The sequence below is a fragment of the Collinsella sp. CLA-AP-H1 genome, from assembly GCF_040092945.1.
In the GTDB taxonomy this organism is placed as follows: Bacteria; Actinomycetota; Coriobacteriia; order Coriobacteriales; family Coriobacteriaceae; genus Collinsella.
This window is the reverse complement of sequence record NZ_JBBNKO010000002.1, coordinates 102,198-126,992: the sequence shown is the minus strand read 5'-3', so window position 1 is coordinate 126,992 and position 24,795 is coordinate 102,198. Positions and strand designations below refer to the sequence as shown.

Here is a 24,795-nt window from a genome sequence, read left to right as displayed (position 1 = left end):
CGGCAGACTTTTAGCGGCAAACGGCGGTGAGACCCGCGGCGATGCGATGCGCCAGGCGCTCATAGCCGGCAGGACTGTAATGCAGACCGTCCGGCATATAGAGCTCGCGGTGCCCTGGCAAAAACGGGCTGATACCACTTTGCGCATACAGGTCAATCACCGGAACCGAGTAGCGGTCGCAGACTTCGAGCATCGCCCGCACGTAGGCGACCTGCGTCAACCCCAGGTGATTGAGCTCATCGCTTGCCGGGATATCCTTCTCGTGCTTACCGCTCGTCTTGCACGGCGTCATAAACACGAGCTTTGCCTGAGGTGAGCGCGCCGTGATGGTGCGGATCAGGTAATCGAGTGCACCATAGAACTCGTGCACGTCCGTGCTGCCCAGCTCTCCAAGCGGCACGTTGCGGCTAAAGTCGTTGACGCCGCCAAAGACAACATAGACATCGGCCGCATCGTCGATACCGTCAAGGCGCTCGACAAACGAATCGGTACGGTCGGCCTTGATGGCGATACGCGAACCCTTGATGCCAAAGTTCTCGACGACCGCGCCTCCCAGCAACGCGCCCAAATGCGAGGTCCACGAGATGTCGTTGCCTCCCCCACCGCAGCCGTTGTCGCCCCAGGTCGTTGAGTCGCCAAAGCAGCAAATGGTCGATTCACTCAAACTCTTCGTTTCCATAATCTTCTCCTCATCCGCCCATCGGCAGTCATACAGGAACGTACCGTTTATTCGCAGCATGCCGAGGGGCTATGCACGGGCGCATTCCGCAACGTGCGAATCGAGCCATTCGATATCCTCGACAAGATGTGCCACGCCCAGATGGTGTCCACCCGGACACACCTCGTGCCGCAGAGCATCTCTGCGGCCCAGCAACTTGTAGGCATCGCGCACGATCTTGAGCTGTTCATCGACATTTTTCAGCCCGCGCGAACCGTTCAGATGATCCTCTTCGCAGCTCTGCACTAACAACGGGCGCGGTGCAATAAGCGAGGCAATATCGCCCATGTCAAGTAAGCGCCAAAGTCCGGGTGTGTAGTTGCAGCTGCAATTGCCATTGAGATGCAGCAGCGAATCGTCGACACCGTACAGATAGCCCGAGACAAACGCCTTGCGCACACGCGGGTCGAGTGCGGCCAGGTACAACGTCATGTAGCCGCCACCCGAAAAACCAAAGCAACCCAGGTCATCCATGGCAATGTCGCCGCGCGCCTCCAAGTAATCGATCAAGCGCATGTTGTCCCAGACGTTGAGGCCCGCGACCGTAAGACCCAGTGGCTCGGCCATACGTGCTTGATTCAGACACGTACCGCGCAGGTAGCTGTTCTCGTCATCGCCCTGACCCTTCCAGTCACGACGGTATCCCCAACCGCGCGCATCAGGGCAGACGGTCACGTAACCCATGCGTGCCAAACGCAGACCGTAGTCGTAATTGAACTTACGCACAGCATCATCGACCGCCGGCACGCCCGTCACGCCCGCAACACTTGCGGCGCCTGCTCCCTGATGGCCATGCGGGCAGATATAGCAACGCTTAAGCCCCCGTCCATCAAGCTTAGGATGAGACGGCTCCAACAGGTAAAACGGCATCCACACATCGTGCTCAACCTGCAGCATCGCATGAGTACGCACAATGCCGCCGGCAACCCGCACGCGGCTGAGCTCACGAATCTCAATCGGGACGCGGTCCATAAGCGAAAGGCCCAAAACATCGTACAGACGAGTCCTGGTCGCAATCTTCCATGCCTCAAAATTCGCAGGAGTCTTGCCCGTAAAAGCAGCCGAACGCCCCTCGCGCTTCAGCCGGGCACGCAGCGCAGGTTCGTCTTCGCAGTACGTCTCGATGTGCACGGTGCGGCCGTTGGCAGACAGTTCAGCCGTCTCAACCGCATCACCGTCGCCGCCCTCGGGATCCCAGCCATCCCCACCGGCAAGCACCTGCTCGCGAGCGTACCCGGCGGCAGCCATCACATCGAGTTCATTCGCCCACGGCACCCAGCCGGTAGTATCACCCGCCGGCCCATGCAGAATCGCGCCAGCATACTGCACGCAGTTGTGTGCCGCCGGCTTATTCCAATCCCACCAGCCTTCGCGCTTGATATGTCGCCCCAGCCAGCAATCGATCAGCACAGTTTGCGCCCATTCGCGCCAAGGACGACCCAGGTAGACCGAATCCGGTGCCACGCCATCCGGAGCTGTAAACGAACAGCCGTGGAACACAAAGCCGTGCGGCTCGCCTTCGGGCGTCGACGCCGCCGTCACGTAGCCGTTCACGTCCATATCGCGGTTGAGCGAGCGAATCTCGCACCCCTCAAAGTAGGCACGCGCGCCGCCAAAGATAAAGTCGACATCGCCCTCGATCCGGCAGCGTCGAAAATACTGACGGCCCACCCGACGCGGCGCAAACTGCTTGGGCCCAATGAATCCGCCCGGTTTGACTTCACGCGGGGGCAACGGGCCCAAAAACAGCGTGTCCTGGCGCCCCGTAATGCAGCAGGCATCGACAACCAGACGGTCGCCATCAGCATACAGGGCAATCGCTTGACCGACCTCGCGTCCATCGCCCGCATCGTTTTCAATCGTGAGGTTCTCGAGCCGTACGTCGTCGGCATCGACCAAAACGGTATAGGTCCTAAACGTGCCGAGCGTGCCGTCGACGCCCGAGCCGTCCTCCGAAGGCATCTTGGCACCCAGGCTGCCCACGATACGCACGCTGTCGGCCGTCTCTCCCTCAATCGTCACATGCGAGCGATGAATCTCGACCCGCTCGCAATACTCGCCCGGATCGACGCGAATCATCACCGGTTGCTCGGCATCCGGATAGAGCTGATCGGCTGCCGCCAAGGCATCGGAAATCGTTGGATACGCTCCTGCCGCAGCCCTCGAAACGCGCAGCGTATAGATACTTTCGCTCATCGTCCATCACGCTCCCATGCAACGAACTGTTCAGGCCAGCCCTGAACCTGTGGCTGAATATGCTCGGCGCAGCCCTTAAATGCCGTTTGGGCCGTGGCGAGCGATGCCCCATGCTTTCCATGCGGAAAGACATGTAGGCTAAAGCCAATCCCGTGGTCGGCAAGAGCCTGCGCAAGAAGGAGGCTATTTTGAACTGGTACCGATGCATCCTCGGCGGTATGCCACAAGAACGTACGGGGGAAGCCATCGCCCACCATATTCTCGATCGACAACTTTTGAGCCAAAGCGCCATCGGCACCCGTTAGGTGTTCAAACGAACCACGATGAGCATAGGCCCCCGAGCTTACGACCGGATAGCCCAAGCAAAGTGTGTCAGGCCGAATCGACTCAGGCGATGCCGAAATCGACTCTGCAAGCCAGGGTTGGTCCCAAAGCGCCCCGAGCAAGCCAACTAGATGCCCACCGGCCGAAAAACCCATGACCGTAATCCGATCAGGATCGACACAGTACTCTGCCGCATGGCTTCGGACGGTATCGACCGCCCGCGCGAGTTCTTGCAATGCCAGCGGATAGACAGCCGGAGCAACCGAATAGTTCAGTACAAACGCTTGGTAGCCCATCGCCAACAAACGGAGCGCTACCGGCTCGCCTTCGCGCGGCGAAACGTGATCGTAGCCGCCTCCTGGCACGACCATAACTGCAGGCAGCGGTTTTAAAGCATAAGCATCTTCGGTCGGGGCAAAAACATAAGACGTAATCGTGGCAGACGAGCCATCGACCCCGACAGGAATCGTTTTATTGAGCATGTGTTCCCTTTCACCATGATGCGTAGCGCAGCGCACACGGCCGTATCGCACAAGGGCTGCATTGCCGATTTATCCGACAATGCAGCCCTGGTCATCACCCCGAGTTAGGAACGGATAACCTTGTCGACGTTCTGGAGCTGCAGTTCCTCGCCGTCCTGGCCCTCAATCACCACATTTTGCAGATCGAGTACCTTGACGTTTTGCGCGATGATGCCCTGGCGTACCATGGGCTCAACGCCGCAGGCCATGGCCGGGACAAAGGGCTCGGCATCGTCGGCAAAGGTAACGTGAACGTCTTGGAACGTCAGACGCGTCACCTTGCTCTCGGGCAGACCCGTGATATAGGCCGCGGCAGCATGGCAGTTGGTGGCCTCGATATCGCAAAACGTCGTGGCACCAAAGCCGGGCGTGCGGTCGTCGACAGGCAGCGCCTCGCGAGACTGCACGTAATCGGTCTTGCCGTCCTTGTCACAGAAGTAGAAGGAGTTGACCACGAAGGGCGTGAGCACCTCGTCCATGCGAATGTGCTCAAAGGTAATGCCCTCGTTGACGGCATCCTTGCCGCGCCCGCGGCGGGTCTTGACGCGCAGGCCGCGGTCGGTGCGCTCAAAGAGGCACTTGCTCACGGTAAGGTCCTTGATGCCGCCGGCAGCCTCTGAACCCAGGACCACGGCGCCATGACCATCGTGCATGTAGCAGTGAGAGATCAGCACGTCGTGCGTGGCGGGACGAAGCTCGGGCTCAATGCCCAGCTTGCCGCTCTTGATGGCGATGCAGTCGTCACCCACTGAGAACTGACAGCCAAGGATGCGGACAAAGCCGCAGCTCTCGGGATCGAAACCGTCGGTGTTGTGGGAGTTCTTGGGGCCCTCGATGGACAGGCAGAGCGCATCGACGTGCTCGCACAGGAGGGGGTGGATGTTCCACGCCGGGCTGTTGCGGACGGTGAAGCCGGCCATGCTCACGTTCTCACACTCGGATAGGAAGATCATGCGCGGGCGGGCGACCTCGCGGCCCTCCTCCGGGCGAAAGATGTTCTTAAAGTCCTTGTTCCACCAGTTGTCCTCGGCAAAATCGGTCTGACCGTCGATGGCACCACGACCATAGATGCACACGTCGTGCACGCTCAGACCCGTAAAGGTAGAGCAGTAGGTCGAGAAACTCTCGCCCTCCCAGCGGCCCAGGGGCAGCATATCGGTGCCGGCATACCCGGCGCCCTCGTCGCCTGTGACCGTGCCCGGAATGTAGGCAAGCGCCGCGCGATCGTGACGGGCCAACAGCACCGCTCCCTCGGCGAGCTCGATGTTGATATTGCTCTTAAGGAAGAGGGACTTGATGCGATAACTACCGGCGGGGATCAGCACGCGCCCGCCCTTGGGGCAGGCCATGATGGCAGCCTGGATGTTGGTGGTGTCGTCGTGCTCGGCATCGCCCTTGGCGCCACAGTCGCGAACGTTGATGGTAAAGGGCTCAGCCGGCGTGGTGACACCTACGCTCAGCTCACGCTCGCCACAAACAAAACGAACCAGGTTGCGCTTGCCGGGGATCAGGCCGTCGACATAGGTCTCGACCGTATTCGTGGTACCGGCGGGCTCGTCGTTGACAAAGATCTCCCACGTATCGGCACAGGTAAAGTAGCCGCCGTCGTCAAGCTCGATCACGGCCGCGCGGGCGTTGCGCCAGATAACGTTCGTCTCCATGGATTTCTCCCTCAAAAAGATGCTCTAAAGGCAAATTGTACGCTGTTAAAAAAGGGCCGTGCCTGCCGGCGGAATTCCGGTGGCACGGCCCTGTGATTTGGACGATATGTCGGCCTTACTCGGCGGGGGTTACGCTACCGTCCTGGAAGCCAACGTTGTTGTGGGCAAAGCAGTCCTCGTACTTAAAGCCGGAGAGCTCCTCGCAAAGCGCCTTGACCTCGGGCTTGACGTCGGCCATCTTGCCACCCTCCTTGACGCGGTGAATCTCGTCGCAAAGGATGTCGCACTGCTCCTTGTCGATCTTGATGCCGCGGGCAAGGACGGCCGCAAGCAGGAAGAAGCCGGCGCAGCCGATGATCATGTAGCCGCAGATATACAGAGGCACGGTAGCGGGCTGGGTCACGGCGTCGCTATTGCCGGCGGTCTGAATGAAGCCGGAGGCAGCAAGGACGATAGCCCACACGTTGACGGCGATAGCCTGGGCGATCTGCTGGCAGAGCTGCTGCGCGGAGCTGTAGATGCCCTCGCGACGACGCAGGGTGATGAGTTCATCGACATCGGGGATGTAGTTGAGCAGAACATCGGGCAGGTACTGGAAGCCGACGTAGAAGAACTTCCAGATGGCGAAGATGATGGGGTAGGCGATCATGGCGATGGCGACCGTGGAGGTGCCGTTGATCTGACCAAAGGCGAAGTAGTTGTAGGCAATGATGCACGCAGCGCAACCGACATTTGCGAGGTACCAAGACTTGTGGAAGCCCTTCTTGGCCATGAGGGCGACCCAGATGGCGGTGCAGACGATAGCGACGACCTTGCCAGGCATCTCCATCACGGACTCGTAGGACTTAGGAATCTGCAGGCAGTAGACGATGAAGAAGGACAGGCAGGCAGACCAGCAGGCAGCAGCAAGCTTCGTGGAGACCTGTGCATACAGGACCTTGCGGAAGGACTTGTTGCGGAAGGTGGAGATAACGTCGATGAAGAACTTCTTGATGCCCTCGCCGACGCTCTCGATCTTCTCCTGAGCGACCTCCTCGGGGGTGTGCTCCCATGTGGACAGGTACACGCAGAGCAGCGAGATTGCCATGACCGAAGCGTTGATCGTAGCGATGATGAAGTAGCTAAACGGGTTGGTCTCGCCGAAGGTGCCAAAGCCAAATCCGACGAGTGCTGCCATCAGGAAGCCGGCGGCGTTACCAAAGAGATGCTTGTAGCCGGTAAGGTACGTACGCTCCTTAAAGTCGTCGGTCATCTCGATGGTAAGCGGCGACAGGTTGGCGGTGCAGAACGTGTACGCGACGTTGTAGATCAGGTACAGCACAAAGTAGTACGGGAAGCCAAACGGCGTAGCCACGAAGATGAGCGGCTCGGCGATCATCATCGGGATGGCCAGCAAGATCCAGAAACGACGACGACCAAAGATGCGGCCAATCTTGGTGGCATAGAAGTTATCGGCCACAAAGCCCATCAGCGGGCAAAGAATGGCGTTGACATAGATGGCAAACGAGCTGATCAGTGCAGCCTCGCCTGCGGACAGGCCACACTCCGTGGACAGGAACAGCACCATGTAGCTGTGCGTAAAGGTCAGGGCACCGGAATTGAGCATACCGCCCATACCAAAGCCCAAGCGCGTCCAGAATGTGATCTTACGCTTTTTTCCGATCTTATTAGTCATCGAGCTCCCTCTCTTTTCTCGATTGTCTTGTAACAAGACAGTTGAGTCCACACTGACATCTGTCTGCCCAGCGTTCAGGGTGAACGTTTAGTTAGATTATGCGCGATTGCTTACGACAGGTGAACGTTCACTTGAATAATATCCTTGAACGGTCGATTTTTACCGCTGAACGGACACAATTGAGATCCTCACACCTATTTTCTGCTGGTAAAGGTGCCATGCTGGACAGCCATGAGATAGGTGAACGTTTATCAGATTTTCCAACATATTCACTTAACCATGAAACGAAAAGGCCCCGCCGGGAACACTCCCGATGGGGCCGATGACATCTCGCTATGCTTGGGCGCACTTGCCGCTACAAGCAGACGCCGTCCTTCCAGATACTGATCTCGTGACAGCCACGGCGCTCAGCACTCGTGAGCTTACCGCTCGCCGTCTCCAGCACCAGCTGGTACAGATCGTGGGCAGCCTCGTCGAGCGTGCGCTCACCCGTGGCAATCACGCCAGCGTTAAAGTCCATCCAGTTGGCCTTGTGGTCGCACAAACGCTGATTGGTGAACACCTTGAGGGTAGGCGCCGGCGCGCCAAACGGTGTGCCGCGGCCGGTCGAGAACAGAATCACGTGGCAGCCGGCAGCCGTCAACGCCGTGGTGGATACCATGTCGTTGCCCGGACCGCACAGCATGTTCAGGCCGTGTTTATTTGCCTGGCCGGCATACGGCAGCACGTCGACGATGGGGGCAGATCCGCCCTTTTGCACGCAGCCGCAGCTCTTGTCCTCGAGCGTGGTAATACCGCCGTCCTTGTTGCCGGGACTCGGGTTCTCATAAACGACCTCGCCGTGGCTAATAAAGTAGTCCTTAAAACCATTGAGCATGTCGGAGGCAGCGTTAAAGACCTGCTCGTTCTCGCAACGGTCGAGCAGGATGCTCTCCGCGCCAAACATCTCGGGCACCTCGGTAAGCACCGACGTGCCGCCACGGGCGACGACCATATCGCTCACGCGACCGATCGTGGGGTTGGCGGTAATGCCCGAAAGACCGTCGGAGCCGCCACACTTAAGACCAATGACCAGCTCGGAGGCCGGAATGGGCTCGCGCTTGGACTGCTTTGCCAGGTCTGCCAGCTCGGCCAGAATCTTGTGGCCCTCGATTTGCTCGTCGGCTACATCCTGGCAGGTGAGAAAACGAACGCGCTCGTGATCGAAGTCACCGAGCTCGTCGAGCACCTGCTGATGCGTGCAGTTCTCGCAACCGAGCGACAGGAACAGCACGCCCGCGGCATTTGCGTGACGCGACAGTGCCACCAGCAGACGACGGGTCTGGGCATGGTCGGCGCCGGTCTGCGAGCAACCGAACGGATGCGGGAAGTAGTAGACGCCCTCCAGCGAGCCATCGACCAGATCCTGGGCCTGCTCGCACATGGCACGGGCGACTTCGTTGACACAGCCGACCGTGGGGATGATCCACAGCTCGTTGCGCGTCGCGGCACGACCGTCGGCGCGGCGGAACCCCATAAAGGTCTCAGGCTCAACGGGATCCACGACCGGATGCGTGGGGTTGTAGGCGTACTCGACCTCGCCCGAAAGGTTGGTCTTCACATTGTGCGTGTGGAGCCACTGACCGGGCTGGACATCGCCCGTCACATGGCCGATAGGAAGGCCGTACTTGATGACGTCCTCCCCTGCGGCAATCGCGCGCACCGCCATCTTATGGCCCTGCGGAATATCCTCCACGGCCACGACCTCGCCCACCCCGGGAACCGCGACGGCAGTGCCCTTGGCAAGCGGCGACAGCGCAACGATCACGTTGTCGGCCGGATTGATCTGGATAGTATTCATTACAAATGGTCCTAACCCTACAGGTTGAGCAGAAGTCGAGACGCGGGCACGCCGTCCCGCGCCCGCGTCTGCGCCGGAAATTTACGCCTGAGCGTTGGCGAAGGCCTGCTTGGCGCCCTCGGCACGCACGACAGCGAGCGCGCTGACGACAAACTCCTCAAGACCTGCGATCTGCGTAAGGTCCTCGCCCCACATCTGCTCGTTGGTGAGCACGTCGTGCACCAGCTGGGCATCGTCGGCGCCGGCATGGGCGGCGTAGAAGTCGAGCACGAAGGCATCGTCCTGAGCGGTGTACTCGGTGCCGTCGGAGCGACGCAGGTGCAGGCCGTCGCCCTCACGGGACACGAGCTCCTGCGTGTAGAAGGAGATGAGCGTAGCGAGGCTCGTCGCCAGGCACTTGGGCAGGTTGCCGGTCTCGGCAACGTAGTCCTTGAGCGTGGGCAGGTCGCGAGCGCGCCACTTAGCCGTGGAGTTGAGGCAGATGGAGAGCAGCGCATGATCAATAAACGGGTTGTCGAAGCGGTTTTCGACGGCGGCGGCAAAGGCCTTGCAGTCCTCGACATCCAAGTCGGCGGCAAGCGTCGGAATGACCTCGTCGTAGAGCATGGTGTTCATGAAGCCGCGAATGGTCTCGTCATGCATGCAGTCGCGCACGATATCAAAGCCGGCAACCCAGGAACCCGGAACGAAGGCGGTGTGGGCACCGTTGAGGATGCGGACCTTGCGCTTTTTGTACGGGGTGACGTCGGGAGTCACAAAGACACCCGGAAGACCAGCCTTCACAAAGGGAAGCTTCTCGGCAAGCGACTCGTCGCCCTGGATGCCCCACATCTGGAAGGGCTCGCGCACGGCCAGGAAGGGATCCTCGTAGCCCAGACGCTCAGCCACCGCGGCGGCCTCGGATGCGTCGCGGATACGGCCCGGTACGATGGTGTCGACGAGCGTGGTGCAGACGGTGCAGTCGTTAGCCATCCACTGCGCAAACTCGTCCTCCCAGCCCCAGTCGCTCACATACTGGTTCATGATGCGCAGCAACTCCTCGCCGTTGTGATCGATGAGCTCGCAGGCGAGGACGATGACGCCCGGCTTACCGGCAGCCCAGCGGGTGTGGAGCACCTGGGCAAGCTTGGCGGGGAAGCTCGCAGGTGGCATGTCGTCGGCCTTGCAGGACGGGTCATAGGCGATACCGGCCTCGGTGGTGTTGGAGACGATGATCTCTAGGTCGTCGGAGACGGCGACCTCCATCATGGCGCGATAGTCGTCCTCACGATACGGGTTAAGGCAGCGGCTGCAGGCGCTGATCACGCGGGACTCGTCAACCGTGTTGCCGTTCTCCTTGCCGCGCACCAGCACGGTGTACAGGTCGTCCTGGGCATTGATACCGTCGGCAAAGCCAAAGGCACCGCTGATGGGCTGCACCATGACGACCTTGCCGTTCCAGCCGGTGGCCTCGTTGCCCATGTCAAAGAAACGGTCGACGAAGGCGCGCAGGAAATTGCCCTCGCCAAACTGCAGAACCTTCTCGGGAGCATCCTTGGGCAGCAAATAGCCCTTGTAGCCGATCTTCTCGAGCGCATCGTAGCTGATGTTCTCCATCTGTGTCTCTCCTTAGATAGCTGTTAGCGTGCAAGCAAAACGGGGGCGCCGCGTGTGGCAACGGCGCTCCCGGAACCAGGTTTGGATTTAGGCCTCGACGGTGTCCAGGTCAAAGCCAAAGTAGCGAACGGAGTTGTTGTAGCTGATGTCGCGCACGATGGTGCCCAGCAGCTCCATGTCGGCCGGGTACTTGCCCTGCTCGACCCACTCGCCGATCACGCTGCACAGCACGCGACGGAAGTACTCGTGGCGCGGATAGGACAGGAAGGAACGGGAGTCGGTGAGCATGCCGACGAAGTTGCCCAGAACGCCCTCGTTGGCAAGGGCGGTGAGCTGCTCGCGCATGCCGACTTCGTTGTCGTTGAACCACCAGGCGGAACCGTTCTGGATCTTGCCGGCGGTCGGGGCCTCCTGGAAACAGCCCATGACGGTATCGATCATGGTGTTGTCGATGGGGTTCAGGCTGTACAGGATGGTCTTGGGCAGACCGCAGGTCTCCTGAATGGAGTTGAGGAAATCAGCGAGCTGGTCGGACGGCGTGTAATTGGAGATGCAGTCGTAGCCGGTATCGGGACCGAGCTTGGCAAACATGGCACGGTTGTTGTCGCGCTTGCAACCAAAGTGCAGCTGCATGGCCCAGCCAAGGCGCACATACTCGCCGGCGACAAACTGCATGAAGGCCGTCTTGTACTTGAGGACCTCGTCCTCGGTAAGCGGCTCGGCGGCAAGGCCCTTGGCAAAGATAGCCTCAATTTCCTCGGCGGTAGCCGGGGCGTACATAACGTAGTCGAGCGCGTGGTCGGAAGCGCGGCAGCCCAGCTCGTGAGCAACGTCGTAGCGCTTGGAGATGGCGGCCTTCATGCCCTCGAAGTCGCTGACCTCAACGCCGGCAACCTCGGAAAGGTGCTTGCAGTAGTCGGCGAACTCCTGGCCACGCTCGATGCGCAGGGCGGCATCGGGGCGCATGGCGGGAACGACCTGGACGTCAAAACTGTCGTCGGCGGCAATCTTCTTGTGCCACTCAAAGCTGTCGGCGGGGTCGTCGGTAGTGCAGATCATGCGGACGTTGGACTGCTTGATCAGGTTGCGGCAGGTAAAGCTAGCCTCAGCGAGCTTGGCGTTGGCAAGGTCCCAGACCTCCTGGGCAGTCTTGCCGTTGAGGACGCCCTCGTAGCCAAAGTAGCGCTTAAGCTCCAGGTGGCTCCACTCAAAGACGGGGTTGCCAACGCAGCGACCCAGGGTCTCGGCCCATTTTTGGAACTTCTCGCGAGCAGGGGCGTCGCCAGTGATAAAACGCTCGTCGACGCCGTTGGCACGCATCAGGCGCCACTTGTAGTGGTCGCCGCCCAGCCAAACCTCGGTGATGTTCTCGAAACGCTTGTCCTCCCAAATCTCCTTGGGAGAAATGTGGCAGTGGTAGTCGACGATGGGCATGCCCTCGGCAAAGTTGTGGAACAGCTCCTCGCCGGTCTTAGTGCTCAGCAGGAAATCCTGATCGTCCATAAAGTTTTTCATCAAACAGCCCCTTTGTTTGCGGAGCGGGCGCACAATACGCTCGTCATCCTCTAGGTGAACGTTCACCATACTAATCCATTACGACTCAAAAGGTGAACGTTCACCTAACAACCATGGGGTGAACGGTAGGTTTTGCCCGTTCAACGGTTGCCGGAGCTGTGACTTGCATGCATTGCGGACCGGTTGGCGTCCCCGAACACCGAACTTGAGCGCTTTTGCTCAGGTGGGTCATGTCCCGACGTACATTTTTGGGAGTATTCAGCATTGGAGCGCGCCGTGCGCCATCCTCAGCGTCCTATTTGGAACGCAGATAGCGCCCGATCGGCATAAAAAGTGCCCCCGATGGCAAATTACGCCATCGGGGGCACTTAAAACAGTCGTTCTGCACCTCATTCAGGGCATGCCAATGCTGAATACTCCCAAAAATGCACGTCGCAAGAGGGGGTACCTGCTCAATCGGCTAAATACCCGCAAGTTCGCAGTAGCGGTCGACATTGCTGGCAAATACCATCTCGACGGCACCCTTCTGGACGGACACCGTCGGGGTCCTTCCCCACAGCAGATAATCGCCCAGCGTCTTAGCGCCGCGATACGCCAGGCTCGTCGGGTCCTTATAGACAATATTGGTAAAGATACCGCGGCGCAAGGCCAGAGCACTTTCGGGAAACAGGTCGTTGCCGATCACCATGACCTGACCGGCCTTGCCGGTCGAGACGAGCGCGTCGGCAACCACTTCGGAACCAACGGCAAAAACGCTACAGATAAGTTCGGGGGCGTCCGGCGCACTCAAGCGCTTTTCGAGCTCATGCTCGAGTTGTTTGACTTGCGCATGGGCACCTGCAAGATCCTCAACCTGCCATGGAATATCACGTTCGCGCAGGTAATTGTGGAAGGCGCGGGCGGTTAGATAGTGCGAATCGGTATATGGGTCGCCCGTCAAAAGGAGCACGCGGGCGTCGGCCCCAGAAGCATGGACCAGGTTTGCCGCCTGCTCGGCCATAAGGCTGCCTGCCGTCGAATAATCGGCCAAGCTCGCACCCAAACGATTCAAATGCGGACGGTCGCCGTCGACAAGCTCAATCGTCACGCCCGCCTCGGCGATCTGCCCCAAAAGCTCAGTCGCACGATCGTCGCCCGGCGCATAGGCGAGCAAGCCATCAATCTTCTCGCCCACCTGCAGACGCTCGTCGATTTGCTCGAGTGCATCAGCGTAGCCGCCCACGCCAAATTCAACGCGCTCAACCGTAATGCCCCGGTCGATGACCTCCTGTTCAAAGCGATTGCAGCCTTCCCACAGGTAACGGAAAAAGTACGCTCCCTCGCGCGATGCGCGGGGCAGGCAAAACACCAGATTGATATCCTTGCGGCGCAGGCTTGAGGCACTTGTGTTGCGGTGATAGCCCATGGCCTCGGCCTTAGCGTTCACCTTGGCGCGCACGGATTCGCTCACGCCGGCCTTTCCCGTCAGAGCCTTGTGCACGGTATTGATGGAAACGCCAAGCTCGGCGGCTATGTCCTTCATGGTTACGCGAGCGCTCATGCGGTTACTCCGTTATAGATAAGTTGCCAATTAATAGTCCAGTTAACGATACCCCAAAAATACTCTTCGACTCGCCGTGCTCTCCCTCAAATGCACAAAGCGCCCCGCGAACGGATGCCCGCGGAGCGCTTGGATGTCCGGACCTTATTTGATACCGCGACCCAAGTCTTCGGCGATTTTGTCTACGCCCTTAAGTGCAGCGCACGTCTTTTTGTTGGAGCAATGCCCCGTGCAAACGCCACCCTGAGCGCAGTCGGCGCAGGTGCCCTTGCGGTAGATGCGCACGCACACGGCAACAAACGCAATACCGATAACAGCCAGTACAACAATATCGATAGGTGCCATAGCAAGCCTCCTTTAGTTAACCATCACTTACTTTAACCCATTCTCCACCTACCAAAAAGGGACAGGTTTATTTTGGTCGGTTTTATCTGCGGAAACGCCACATCTCCCCACCACATTGGTACAAGGCAACCTATCCGGAATGGGTGAAATCATGATCATAGAGCTCATCTCGCTGCCTCACTCAGCAATAAGGTTTACCCTGGTGCTATTTTTCTCGATACGATAGACGCCGACCTTGCCTGTAACGCCATAATGCTTTTTAAGTAGACCCATCTCCGCAGAATTGGACTCGATTACGATGAGCTTGTCATAACCCGACAGAAGGTTATCCATATTGGGCTCATAGAACGCGCATATGGCATCGGAATGCGGGGCAAACAAATAATATCGAGCCACATACGTGAAGTAGTACGAAGTCATAAGCCCATCGCGATCGGAACCGAACAGCAAATAACGAGCACCGTCTTCTTTACCCGATGCCGGCCAGCGATCACCGACGACATCTCGGACCGTCGCCGGAAGCGAAGTGTCGTATGTCTTTGCATTGAATAGCATGCCGTTGTATTCACTCGTCAAAAGGCCAAGCGACAAGGCGATGCAGCCCATTACAACCTGTTGGTATCGCCGCTTATGTAACGGCGTTGCATGGCAGGGGGAACCATCGGACCGGAATTTCATCTGCCCCTCAAGCTCAACGGTAACTGCCATCGCCAGGCCACCGACAAACAATGCAATGATGCTGCAAGCATAACGATCGAATCCAGCAAGCCTCAAGGCCTCGTCCATTGGCATCGAGAAAATGTACATGGCGAGAATACCCACATAGTAAACAATTGTCATGAAATCAAGCGCAACCAGTGCGCGGCGCACATGTGTCAACTGATGCCCAAAGCGCCACCGAGCAGCCGCTAGCAATGCGACAACAGCCAAGTTGCCGAGCAGGAAACCGAGCGCAGGCCTGGTAGTTAAATCGATGGAGGTCGCAAAAAACGTCGAGACGACCTGCGCGATCTGGGCAGTATTCTTACCGCCGACCACCGCCGCGTGAGCAGCATCGCCCACATCGAACTTATTCTTGACGCCCGCGAGCGCCGTGGCCATGTGCCAACTCCACATCAGATAAGTGGAAAAACCCAAAACACCTGCGACGGCAGTTGCACCAAACCAGCGCAGGCGAGCGTTCCAGCTGCGATTCCTGAGAGCAACGTGTCCGCGCGCTAAATGGTAAGCGAGCACAAATGCAACGAATACGACGCCCGTCGACTTCACCACTATGAGCTCCGCCATCAACGGCACGAGCAACTTGAGCTCGCGGCGAACATCACCGTTATAACGATCCACGACTGCCCAGCACGCCATCGTGAGGGCCGGGAGCACGAAATCAACCAAAAGGTTATTAATGCGAATCGTTACATTGAAAAACGTAAGGAGCGAGCAGCCAGCCCCTAACACCGCATATGGCAGAAACGAACGGCGATTGCGCACAATACCAAGAACAGCATAAAAACATGAGAAGATAAAGGCTGCCTGAACAACGAGCATTGTTCCCTCGGCATGGCCTAAAAACGTGCATGCGCAGTACAGCAGTGAAGTTGTGCCGAGCGGATAGTTGAAAAACTCAACGAGACCACTTGACGCCGTGGGGAAAGCCCCCGTCTCCAGCATGACCTTGAGCGCTATAGCCCAATGCGTAAAGTTATCGTAATGCTCGAGACGCGCCGACAGCAGGGGCCACAGAAAGATCAACATACCTAGGAGAAAACACGCGTCAGGGAGACCAAAGGGCAATCTAGCAAGACCACGACCATGGAGACAGGGCATTGCCGCTGCACCGGCGATGGCGCCCACCACAACCACCCCCCAGGTGGCAGGGGCAAGCGCGCCCACGATTCCACCGGCATACGTGACGACCCCCATGACACACAAGGCACACACGGGAGCGAAATGCACATCCGTCTCGGTCAAACGATGGATCCAATAGCACAGACCGAAGAGCGCTAGCAGGAACAGCACCGCACGGCCGAAGGCAGCAATAATCAGCATGCAGCATCTCCTTCGACATGAGCAGAATCGTGACTGGTCCGCTCCGCATCCCGTGAATCGCCGCATCGATCGCTATCACGCCTGGAGCGGCGGCGGGATCTCCATACGCGGTAACGCGAAAGAAGCGCCCTTATCCTCATGCGGACAATACGCACGATATCGTCATAGGTGGTGTTCCAGCTATCAAGCTCCTCGGCGATGCCCGTTTCGCGATCGTACAGCAGCTGATCATAGATGCGACGCTCCTCGAGCGAGCGGTGCTCGATTCGAAGCGCCGCGTACCACGACTCATCATCGCCACATTTGGATTGAAAGAGGCGCACAAGCCTACCAGAAACGCATGTGCAATAGCGACCATCTCCCAAGCGCACCGCAAAGCTGCGCAGCTCCTCGGGAAAGGAATCATCGATGCGCACGAGTACACCACCGTCTGACATGTTGATGGCACGCCCCGCGAAAACACCCACAGGGCCTTCGTCATCCGTCTCGTCCGAACTGCAATCGGGGAAAACGCCACCTTCGGCCACGGCTTCGCCGGTGCCCTCGGTTAGCTTCGACCACTCATCCTCAACCGGCAGCGCCGTCAGCACCGCAGGTTCGTCTACGGAGATGCGAGTACTCTTGCGCGGCATGGACCGACCACCCGAAAAGGCAATAGCATACAAAAGGGCAATCAAGTTGTAGCACAACCAATAGATGATCACGGAACTGTACACGAGCGCCATGCCATACTTTCCCCATGTAAATCTGATAATAGCTGCAACCGAGAGCACCACGAGCAACAGGTGTGGGAGCATGTTCCACAGGCTACCGCTGCGATTGGTCGTCTTGTCTTTACGCGTAACTTTGAACTTGGTCTCGCGGATACCGAGCGTCTCAAGAAATACGGGAATAATAAGTGATGGCGCCAGCGTGGTGTCGATGATTTGACTCCATTTCTGACTGCGAACATTGCTCGAAAGCAATTTCATAGACCTGCTATAAAAGAAATAGCTCGGCAGCCAAAAAATTAGTAACTGCCAGAGTGTGCAGTTAACCACTTGGAAGTCAAACAAGGCAAACATAATGGGCGCAAGAATGAAGATGATGCGGTTGAAGAATGACCACCAGTACAGAAAACTGCACAGATAGGTAATGCGCGCGGAAAAAGAAATCTTGCGGGAAAAGATGACACCCGTGTTTTGGATGCTCTGAATCACACCGCGCGCCCAGCGGATGCGTTGGTGCACCATCGAGCGCACATCCGTCGTCGAGAGGCCGTGAGCTTCGACCTTATCAGTGGCATAGGTAATATAACCCGCCATCTGCAGACGACAGCTCGTCTCAAAATCTTCGGTAATCGTATGATACGGAAACCCGCCAATCTCCTCCATACCGGCGCGCGAAATCACGGCATTGCTACCGGTGTATGCGCAGGCGTTGGACGAGTTGCGCATCTGGTTTACCTCGCGTGAGAAGAAATCTTGCTCATTAGGAATCTTGTCCTCGGCGTACAGATTGAACTGAAAAAGATCGAGATTATAGAAGCTTTGCGGCGTCTGAATCAGACCGACTTTAAGGTCCTCATTGAGTTCGTCCTCGGAACGATAACGCCATGCGCCGGTCGCGCCATCCTGAATATAGCGAGGCAGCAAGAAATAGGGCACGGTATCTACGAGAAAGCTGCTACGCGGAATCATGTCGGCATCGAACGTCGCGATCAGCGGTGAAGTCGTGTGCCTTAACGCGTTGTTGAGGTTGCCCGATTTGGCATACTTGTTATCCTCGCAGGGGATATAACCAATCCCAAGTTCAGCCGCAAGGGAAGCGACCTCTTTGCGGCAGCCATCGTCAGCAAAATAGACGTGCACCCGAGAACGATCGGGATAGTCCATGTAGGTACAGGCGTTCGCCGTCTTGAACAACACGTCAGTCGGCTCGTTGTGCGTAGCGATTACCACGTCAACGTCGGGATAGTCTTCGGGCAAGATTTTCGGCATAACGAGATGTCCGCTGTCGGCCTTAACCTTGCGGTAGTAAAGTTCGAAGGTCGTAAACGCGGTTACTGTCTCAGCGATGAGCAGCAAGACCGCAAAAACCATCTGGGGAATCCCCTGATCAAACGGCAGGGTGAACAGCAGACGCCATAGCAGATAGATGACCATAAGGACTGCAGTGACGATAAAGGTCGTCACATCGCGCTTCCATGCCCCCTGTTTTTCCACCACGCTTTTCTTGGCTTTCTTAAGCTCATGAACGTTCACGGAATCATCCCCCTATTCAAAGACCCATGACTGCTGGATACGGTAGTTAGCAAAGAACAATGCCGTATCAACAAACGGTTTGATGATGAAGACCGGTATGGGCAGTGCAACGGAAATCAAGAGGACGAGAGCTGCGCTCGCCAACATACAAGCTGCGCACAGGGCAATATAGCGGCAAAGGCTCCGAGAACAGCTGGAATTATCCGCTTTGAAGACGATATTTCGATTCAGCATATAGTTGACAAATGCCGAGACGACCCGCGCAACGACGGTTGCCCACACGATGGCTGCGCTGGTCGCGACACCATGCGACCATAGGAGTACGAGCGCAGAGAACAGTGCCCAATCCAACAACGATGTGCAGAGCGAAGAGAGCGTATAGCGCGCAAACGCAGAGAATAAGACACCGAGCACGCGAAGCGAATCAACAACGGGACGGAAATGTGATGCCTCGTTGTCACCCTCGTAGACCGTGGTAATGGGAACCTCGAAGATGCCACCCGCACGCCGCGCCAGCACAAGCATCTCTGTCTCGAACTCATATCCGTCTCGCACCACAGCGAGCATACGGCGCATAAGCGACGCCGGAAGGCCACGTAAGCCCGTCTGCGTATCACTCACATCGACACCGCAGAGCACGCGCATGGCCCCAAGCATAAAATTGTTACCGAGCTTACTGCGCGCAGGAACGCCATTACCGTCAAATCGGCGACAGCCAAGCACCAACGAGTCCTGGTGCAGACCGAGTTCGCGCGCAACGGCGCGGATATCGGCAGGCAAATGCTGACCATCGGCATCTGCCGTGACGGCCCCCGCAACAGTCGGGACCTGTTCCAAGAGATAAGAAAAGGCAGTCTTGAGAGCCGCACCTTTGCCGCGGTTGAGCCCGTGGACAAGAACCGTAGCACCAAGCGCGCGGGCGCGGTCAAACACCACAGAACAGGACGCGCTGCTCCCGTCATCCACCACAACGATCGGTCCCGGCCATAAGAGCACGAGCTCCTCAAGTAGTGCGGCCAGCCGACCACTCGGCTCATACGCGGGAATCACCAAAGCTATCCTATTGTCGATATCTGCCATGATCAAATGGATTCTCCAACATAATGAATCGATTTGCGGACGTCGATTATAACGAAATTGCCTAGCGGTTAAAACAAAAGCCCGAGTGTCGCTGGGACACCCGGGCTCGTGGAAAGGGGTTAATCCTTATTCGGACTTAAGCGGAAACTGCGGCGGAGGCAGCGTTGGTCTCGTCCTCGTCGGTCCATGCATGCTTGGGCATGGGACGGAAGATCTGGAAGAGCATCGCAACCAGCAGCACGATGGCCACAATCGTCCAGATACCAAACTGTCCCAACACAAACAGGTTGTAGAACTGGTTGATGAACAGGCCGATTACCCAAGCAAAGGCGCACTCATAGCCGATGGCAATCGCAGTCCACTTGCCGGAATCCATCTGGTTGCGAATAGTACCTATGGCGGCAAAGCACGGAGCGCACAGCAGATTGAAAGCGCCAAAGGCAACGCAAGCGCCCATGGTCGGGAACATGCCGGCGAACGCGGTCCACAGGCTCGGGTCAGTCTCGCCGGCGTCGGCGACGGACAGCAGCGAACCGGCGGTTGCGACGACGTTCTCCTTAGCCACAAGGCCCGAGACGGTCAGCGCGGTTGCCTGCCAGGTGCTAAAGCCGAGCGGGGCGAAGATCCAGGCGACCAGGTTGCCCAGCATGGCAAGCACGGAGTAGTCCATGAACTCCTCGGGGATGCCGTCCATCGCAGGCAGGAAGCCAAAGGAACCGTTGTAGCTACCAAAGTTGGACAGGAACCAAACCACGACAGTGGACGCGAAGATGACCGTGCCGGCCTTCTTGATAAAGGCCCAGCAGCGCTCCCACACATGCAACGCCCAAGAGCGAATCGCCGGGAAGTGGTAGGCAGGAAGCTCCATAACAAACGGCGTCGGGCGACCGGCGAAGAGCTTGGTCTTCTTGAGCATGAGGCCCGAAGCAATGACGGCAAAGACACCCAGGAAGTAGAAGAGCGGGCTGATCCACGCGGCGGTGGTGGAAGAATCGCCGATGATGGAACCCATGAGCAGGGCGATGATCGGCAGCTTGGCGCCACAGGGAATGAACGTGGTGGTCATGACCGTCATGCGGCGGTCCTTCTCGTTCTCGATGGTCTTGGTAGCCATGACGCCGGGAACGCCGCAGCCCGAGGACACGAGCATAGGAATGAAGGACTTACCGGACAGGCCAAAGCGGCGGAACACGCGGTCCATGATGAAGGCGACGCGGGCCATGTAGCCGCAGTCCTCCAGGAAGGACAGCATGACGAACAGCAGGAACATCTGCGGCACAAAGCCGAAGATGGCGCCCAGGCCGCCGACGATGCCGTCGCAGACCAGCGAATCGACCAGGCCACCGTCCTCGGTGCCGCCCGCCACAAGGGCGTCGTGCACCACGGTGGTGATGCCGGGGACATAGGGGCCGTACTGTGCCGGGTCGACCGAGTCGGCATTGTCGCCCGCAGCCTCGACGGCCGCGTCGTAGGCGTCGCGGCCCTGACCGAGCACGTACCAGCCGTCGGTGCCGAAGAGCTGGTCGTTGGTGAAGTCGGTCACCGTGCCGCCCAAGGTAGAAACGGCGATGTAGTACACGCAGAACATGATGACCACAAAGATCGGCAGACCCAGGATACGGTTGGTAACCACGCGGTCGATCTTCTCGGAGGTGCTCATCTTGGCCGGAGCCTTAGTGAGGCACTCATCGATGATGTGCGCGATGACGCCATAGCGCTCACCGGTGATGATGGACTCGGCATCGTCGTCGCAGTCCTGCTCGCACTGGGCGACCAGCTCCTCCACGCGAGCGGCCTTCTCCTTGGTGAGGTTGATGAGCTTGCAGGCGTCCGCGTCGCGCTCAAACAGTTTGACCGCGTAGTAGCGACGCTTGTTGGCGGGAACGCTCGCAGGCAGGTTATTCTCGATGTGGTCCAGAACGTCCTCGATGGAGGAATCGAACTTGTGCTCCGGCACCTGGCCCTTAGAAGCAGCGGACTTCTTGACCTGCTCGAAGAGTTCCTTGATGCCCTTGTTCTTAAGAGCCGAGATCATCATGACCGGGCAACCGAGCTTCTTGGAAAGCTTGTCCGTGTCGATCTTGTCGCCGTTCTTCTCGACCAAGTCGGCCATGTTGAGGGCAACGACCACAGGCAGGCCGGTCTCGATGACCTGAAGCGCCAGGTACAGGTTACGCTCGAGGTTGGTGGCGTCGACCACCTGAACGACCACATCGGGCTCGCCGCTCATGAGGTAATCGCGCGAGCACTGCTCCTCGGGGCTGTAGGGGGAAAGCGAGTAGATGCCAGGGAGGTCCGTGATGGTAACGTTCTTGTCGCTTAGGAGCTTGGCCTCCTTTTTCTCAACCGTGACGCCGGGCCAGTTGCCAACGTAGCCGTTGGCGCCGGTGATCAGGTTGAAAAGCGTGGTCTTGCCGCAGTTGGGGTTGCCCGCCAGCGCGACATGGATCTGAGAATCCGCCATTCAATCCTTCTTCCTTGTGTGCCCGCGCTGCTTTCTCCGCGCAGGCTGGATAATGTGCTTCAAAGACGCTGCATTAAGTTAGAAAAACCTAACTTTATCTGCAGAAATATGCGCCGCGAGTCCTTACTGGACCTCGACGACGGCGGCCTCCTCCTTGCGGATGGAAAGCTCGTAGCCGCGCACGTTGATCTCGACCGGATCACCGAGCGGTGCAACCTTTACGACCTTGAACGAAGTGCCCTTAATGAGCCCCAGGTCCATAAGGTGGCGGCGAAGCGCACCCTCACCGTGAAGCTTGACGATGGTGGAGCTCTCGCCCACCTTAACGTCACCCAACGTCTTCATTTACTTGTCCCCCTTTCAGTGCGTACAGAAATACCGTCGACTAACCGACGGTCATGATGTGCATGGCAACCTTGGAATCGATACCAAAGCGTGCGCCCAGCACCGTGACGATGATATTGGCGCCACTCGAGCTCACCACGTGGATTTCGTTGCCCTCGACAAAGCCGAGATCCTTGAGGTGGTGCTTCATATCCTCATTGCCCTTTACACGAGACACGCGCACGGTTTCGCCCGCTTTTACCATCGAAAGCGGCATGGCCGGCATCTGCGGTCCGCAAGACATGAGTGGCTCCTAACGTCAGTTCGTCCTCAACATCGACGCGTTAAAAGTTAACCACGTCTATGTTCGCTATAGTAAACTAGCACGTGGTTAACTTTTTGGAAAGGGTCCCCATTCAGATTTCGAAAAAGTTTCCTATACGAAACAAAAGGGCGCGGCAAAGGACCATCCTTTACCACGCCCTGTCATGCTTAAAGCGAGAGATTTCTGATCGATGTGACACAGGAGGCCTCATCTACGCCCGAAACGCGGAAGATGATGTCCTCGCCGCACTCGCCGTAGAGAGCCATGAGTCCCATGACATCGCGGCCGTCCGTGTGGCGATCACCGATGCTGACTGACACGTCGCTACGATGCTTGGCAATGATGTCATAGAGCAGCGCAACCGGGCGGGCATGTAATCCCAACGGATCTTTAATCGTCTTTGTAAACTCGACCATGTCCCCTCCCACGACATCGCACATTCGGCCGGCAAAACCCAGCCACGTGGTAGCTATTGTACCGTTAGATGCTTCTCGAGAGCCCCTCTGAACACCTCGTGGTCAAAAAGTGGCAAATATGAGTACTGTCACCAATTTAGTAGCAGCAAAATCGAGAGCAAATTGCCTAATTTGAGCGATTCGAAGAGGTTGAAAGCCGTCAAACGCCCTTTAAAGGGGGCCAGATAAATTGATTATGAGCCCATTTTCGCTCAGAGCAGGCCGAAAAATATGACACCTCTTTTGCAACAGTACTCATATTTGGTATTTTTTGACCACAGGGTCCAAAACCATGCTCCAAAACACAAAAGGAGGGGCCTCGTAAGGCCCCTCCTTAGGAAAGGGAATCGATTTATTCCACAGCCGTAGATTAATCCTAGCCGCTACTCCATCATGTCGAGGACGGAGGGGCGAAGCTCGTTCTCAGCAGCCTCGGGATCGGTCTCGCGCAGACGGTTGATATAGCGGTTGTACCACATCACGGCAAGGCCCAGGAAGACAACCACACCGCCAACGTTGTAGACCAGCGTCAGCCACAGCGGCTGATCGAGCGGAATGGTGCCGCAGATAAGCACGAAGCAGAAGACCACAAGCAGGAATGCGGCAACGACCAGGCCAAAGCTGCGCGAGCCCATGCGGAAGTCACGGGGAGCGGCGTCGAAGTTCTTGCGCAGCATAAAGTAGGCAAGCAGAATCAGCAGCGGCGGGAGCAGAGCGGTGGCAGCCGTCATGTTGGTGACGATCATGAGCAGGTCGTCGAGGTTGCCGGAGCCCAGGGCCGGGATGATCAGGATGGGGACGACGATGGCGAACTGCAGCCAAGCAGCGCGGGCAGGAATGCCGTGCTCATTGAGCTCGACGATCTTGCTACCAAAGACGCCCTTGGGAATCTCGGTGAAGAACACCTTGATGGGAGCGGAGGTCCACATCATGAGGGAGCCCAGCGTAGCGGCGAGAAGGATCAAGCCGATGGCGCGCGTAGACACTTCCATGGGAATGCCAAAGTGGGCAAAGACTGCGCCGAATACGTCGAAGATACCGGTGGAGATGGCAACGCCGCCCTCGGGGATGAACAGGTTAACCAGCAGCGAAGCGCCTGCATACAGAAGGCCGATGGTCAGGCCGGCGATAACGACGGTGCGCACGAAGGCCTTGACGCCACCCTTAAGGTCGTTAAGGAACACGCCGACAGACTCAGCGCCGCCAACGCCCTGGATGATCCAGGCAAGCGTACCGAAGAAGCCCCACGCAGTTGCGAAGTTGCTCATGTCGGGAGCCATGTTAGCGGGAGTAGGAGCCGTAGCGAACTCAACGCCGCCAAAGGCAGCAGCCAGGGACAGCAGGATGAACACGGCGGTCAGGCCGAGAGCCGCGGTCGAACCGAAGGAGGAAATGGAGCCGATCCACTTAGCGCCCTTGGTCGAAACCCACGTGGCGATAGCAAAGACGACGATCTCGATAATGGTGATCCACAGCTGCGAAAGCTCGGCGTTGGCACCAAAGAACACGTAGCTCGCGTAGATGATGACGTTGGGCAGGACGGACGCAAAGAAGAACAGGTTAACAAACCAGTAGCTAAATGCCGTCAGGAACGCCCAGCGACCACCCATCGAGGTCTTAACCCATGCGTACACGCCAGACTCGGAGTCCTTGTTGAGGCCGACGAACTCGGCGGTAACCAGGGTATAGGGGACAAAGTACAAAAGCGTGGCGAAGAAGAACGACGGCGCAGCTGCCAAGCCGATGGCCGCGTTGTTGTTGATGATGTTCTTGATACCGAACACGGCGGCGACCGTCATGCCCAGCAGAGCGAACGAACCAATCGTTCCTCGTTTTTCAGAGCTCATAAGCCCTCCCAATCATCTGTTAAATGTCATCTAAAACCGTCCGAGCTGCAAGTGCAAACACGGACGGCGCACCTGCTAAGGGG

At 57.9% G+C, this 24,795-nt stretch carries 18 protein-coding genes; all 18 read right to left on the bottom strand.

What is annotated here, in order from left to right; translation table 11 throughout:
* Positions 1–10 precede the first annotated feature (10 nt).
* Positions 11–679, bottom strand: a complete 669-nt coding sequence (locus AAAV44_RS01960; protein ID WP_349114294.1) for an SGNH/GDSL hydrolase family protein — start codon at positions 677–679, stop codon at positions 11–13.
* A 69-nt stretch (positions 680–748) separates the two neighbouring features.
* Positions 749–2,914, bottom strand: coding sequence for a pectinesterase family protein (locus AAAV44_RS01955; protein WP_349114292.1), 2,166 nt, complete (start codon positions 2,912–2,914; stop codon positions 749–751).
* Positions 2,911–3,720, bottom strand: a complete 810-nt coding sequence (locus tag AAAV44_RS01950) for an alpha/beta hydrolase (RefSeq protein WP_349114290.1) — start codon at positions 3,718–3,720, stop codon at positions 2,911–2,913. Before AAAV44_RS01950 ends, AAAV44_RS01955 begins: the two co-directional genes overlap by 4 nt.
* Positions 3,721–3,824: 104 nt before the next feature.
* On the bottom strand, positions 3,825–5,420 hold the full coding sequence (locus tag AAAV44_RS01945) for a glycoside hydrolase family 28 protein (protein ID WP_349114288.1): 1,596 nt from the start codon (positions 5,418–5,420) through the stop codon (positions 3,825–3,827).
* A 115-nt stretch (positions 5,421–5,535) separates the two neighbouring features.
* The gene (locus AAAV44_RS01940) at positions 5,536–7,095 is read right to left on the bottom strand and encodes an MFS transporter (protein WP_347478094.1); all 1,560 of its coding nucleotides are present in this window, start codon (positions 7,093–7,095) and stop codon (positions 5,536–5,538) included.
* Positions 7,096–7,450: 355 nt separating this feature from the next.
* Positions 7,451–8,935: an altronate dehydratase family protein gene (locus tag AAAV44_RS01935; RefSeq protein ID WP_349114286.1), complete on the bottom strand. Its 1,485-nt coding sequence runs from the start codon at positions 8,933–8,935 to the stop codon at positions 7,451–7,453.
* A gap of 81 nt (positions 8,936–9,016) precedes the next feature.
* Complete coding sequence (locus AAAV44_RS01930) at positions 9,017–10,531, bottom strand: tagaturonate reductase (RefSeq protein ID WP_195543842.1); 1,515 nt, start codon at positions 10,529–10,531, stop codon at positions 9,017–9,019.
* An 87-nt stretch (positions 10,532–10,618) separates the two neighbouring features.
* On the bottom strand, positions 10,619–12,046 hold the full coding sequence (gene uxaC, locus AAAV44_RS01925) for a glucuronate isomerase (RefSeq protein WP_055285978.1): 1,428 nt from the start codon (positions 12,044–12,046) through the stop codon (positions 10,619–10,621).
* A 460-nt stretch (positions 12,047–12,506) separates the two neighbouring features.
* Positions 12,507–13,586 carry a substrate-binding domain-containing protein gene (locus tag AAAV44_RS01920; protein WP_349114283.1) on the bottom strand — a complete coding sequence of 360 codons (1,080 nt, stop codon included), beginning with the start codon at positions 13,584–13,586 and terminating at the stop codon, positions 12,507–12,509.
* 144 nt (positions 13,587–13,730) lie between these two features.
* Positions 13,731–13,931: a hypothetical protein gene (locus AAAV44_RS01915; RefSeq protein WP_035136858.1), complete on the bottom strand. Its 201-nt coding sequence runs from the start codon at positions 13,929–13,931 to the stop codon at positions 13,731–13,733.
* A 177-nt stretch (positions 13,932–14,108) separates the two neighbouring features.
* Positions 14,109–15,974, bottom strand: coding sequence for a hypothetical protein (locus AAAV44_RS01910; RefSeq protein WP_349114281.1), 1,866 nt, complete (start codon positions 15,972–15,974; stop codon positions 14,109–14,111).
* Positions 15,968–18,217, bottom strand: coding sequence for a glycosyltransferase (locus tag AAAV44_RS01905; protein WP_349114279.1), 2,250 nt, complete (start codon positions 18,215–18,217; stop codon positions 15,968–15,970). Before AAAV44_RS01905 ends, AAAV44_RS01910 begins: the two co-directional genes overlap by 7 nt.
* 12 nt (positions 18,218–18,229) lie before the next feature.
* A complete protein-coding gene (locus AAAV44_RS01900) occupies positions 18,230–19,297 on the bottom strand; it encodes a bifunctional glycosyltransferase family 2/GtrA family protein (RefSeq protein ID WP_349114278.1) in 1,068 nt (355 codons plus the stop codon).
* Between the two features lie 136 nt (positions 19,298–19,433).
* Complete coding sequence (locus AAAV44_RS01895) at positions 19,434–21,761, bottom strand: ferrous iron transporter B (RefSeq protein WP_349114276.1); 2,328 nt, start codon at positions 21,759–21,761, stop codon at positions 19,434–19,436.
* A 123-nt stretch (positions 21,762–21,884) separates the two neighbouring features.
* A complete protein-coding gene (locus AAAV44_RS01890; protein WP_006234774.1) occupies positions 21,885–22,106 on the bottom strand; it encodes a FeoA family protein in 222 nt (73 codons plus the stop codon).
* 40 nt (positions 22,107–22,146) lie between these two features.
* Positions 22,147–22,389: a FeoA family protein gene (locus tag AAAV44_RS01885; RefSeq protein WP_022094360.1), complete on the bottom strand. Its 243-nt coding sequence runs from the start codon at positions 22,387–22,389 to the stop codon at positions 22,147–22,149.
* 188 nt (positions 22,390–22,577) lie between these two features.
* Positions 22,578–22,826, bottom strand: a complete 249-nt coding sequence (locus AAAV44_RS01880; protein ID WP_022094361.1) for an HPr family phosphocarrier protein — start codon at positions 22,824–22,826, stop codon at positions 22,578–22,580.
* Positions 22,827–23,248: 422 nt separating this feature from the next.
* The gene (locus tag AAAV44_RS01875) at positions 23,249–24,712 is read right to left on the bottom strand and encodes an amino acid permease (RefSeq protein ID WP_349114274.1); all 1,464 of its coding nucleotides are present in this window, start codon (positions 24,710–24,712) and stop codon (positions 23,249–23,251) included.
* Positions 24,713–24,795 lie beyond the last annotated feature (83 nt).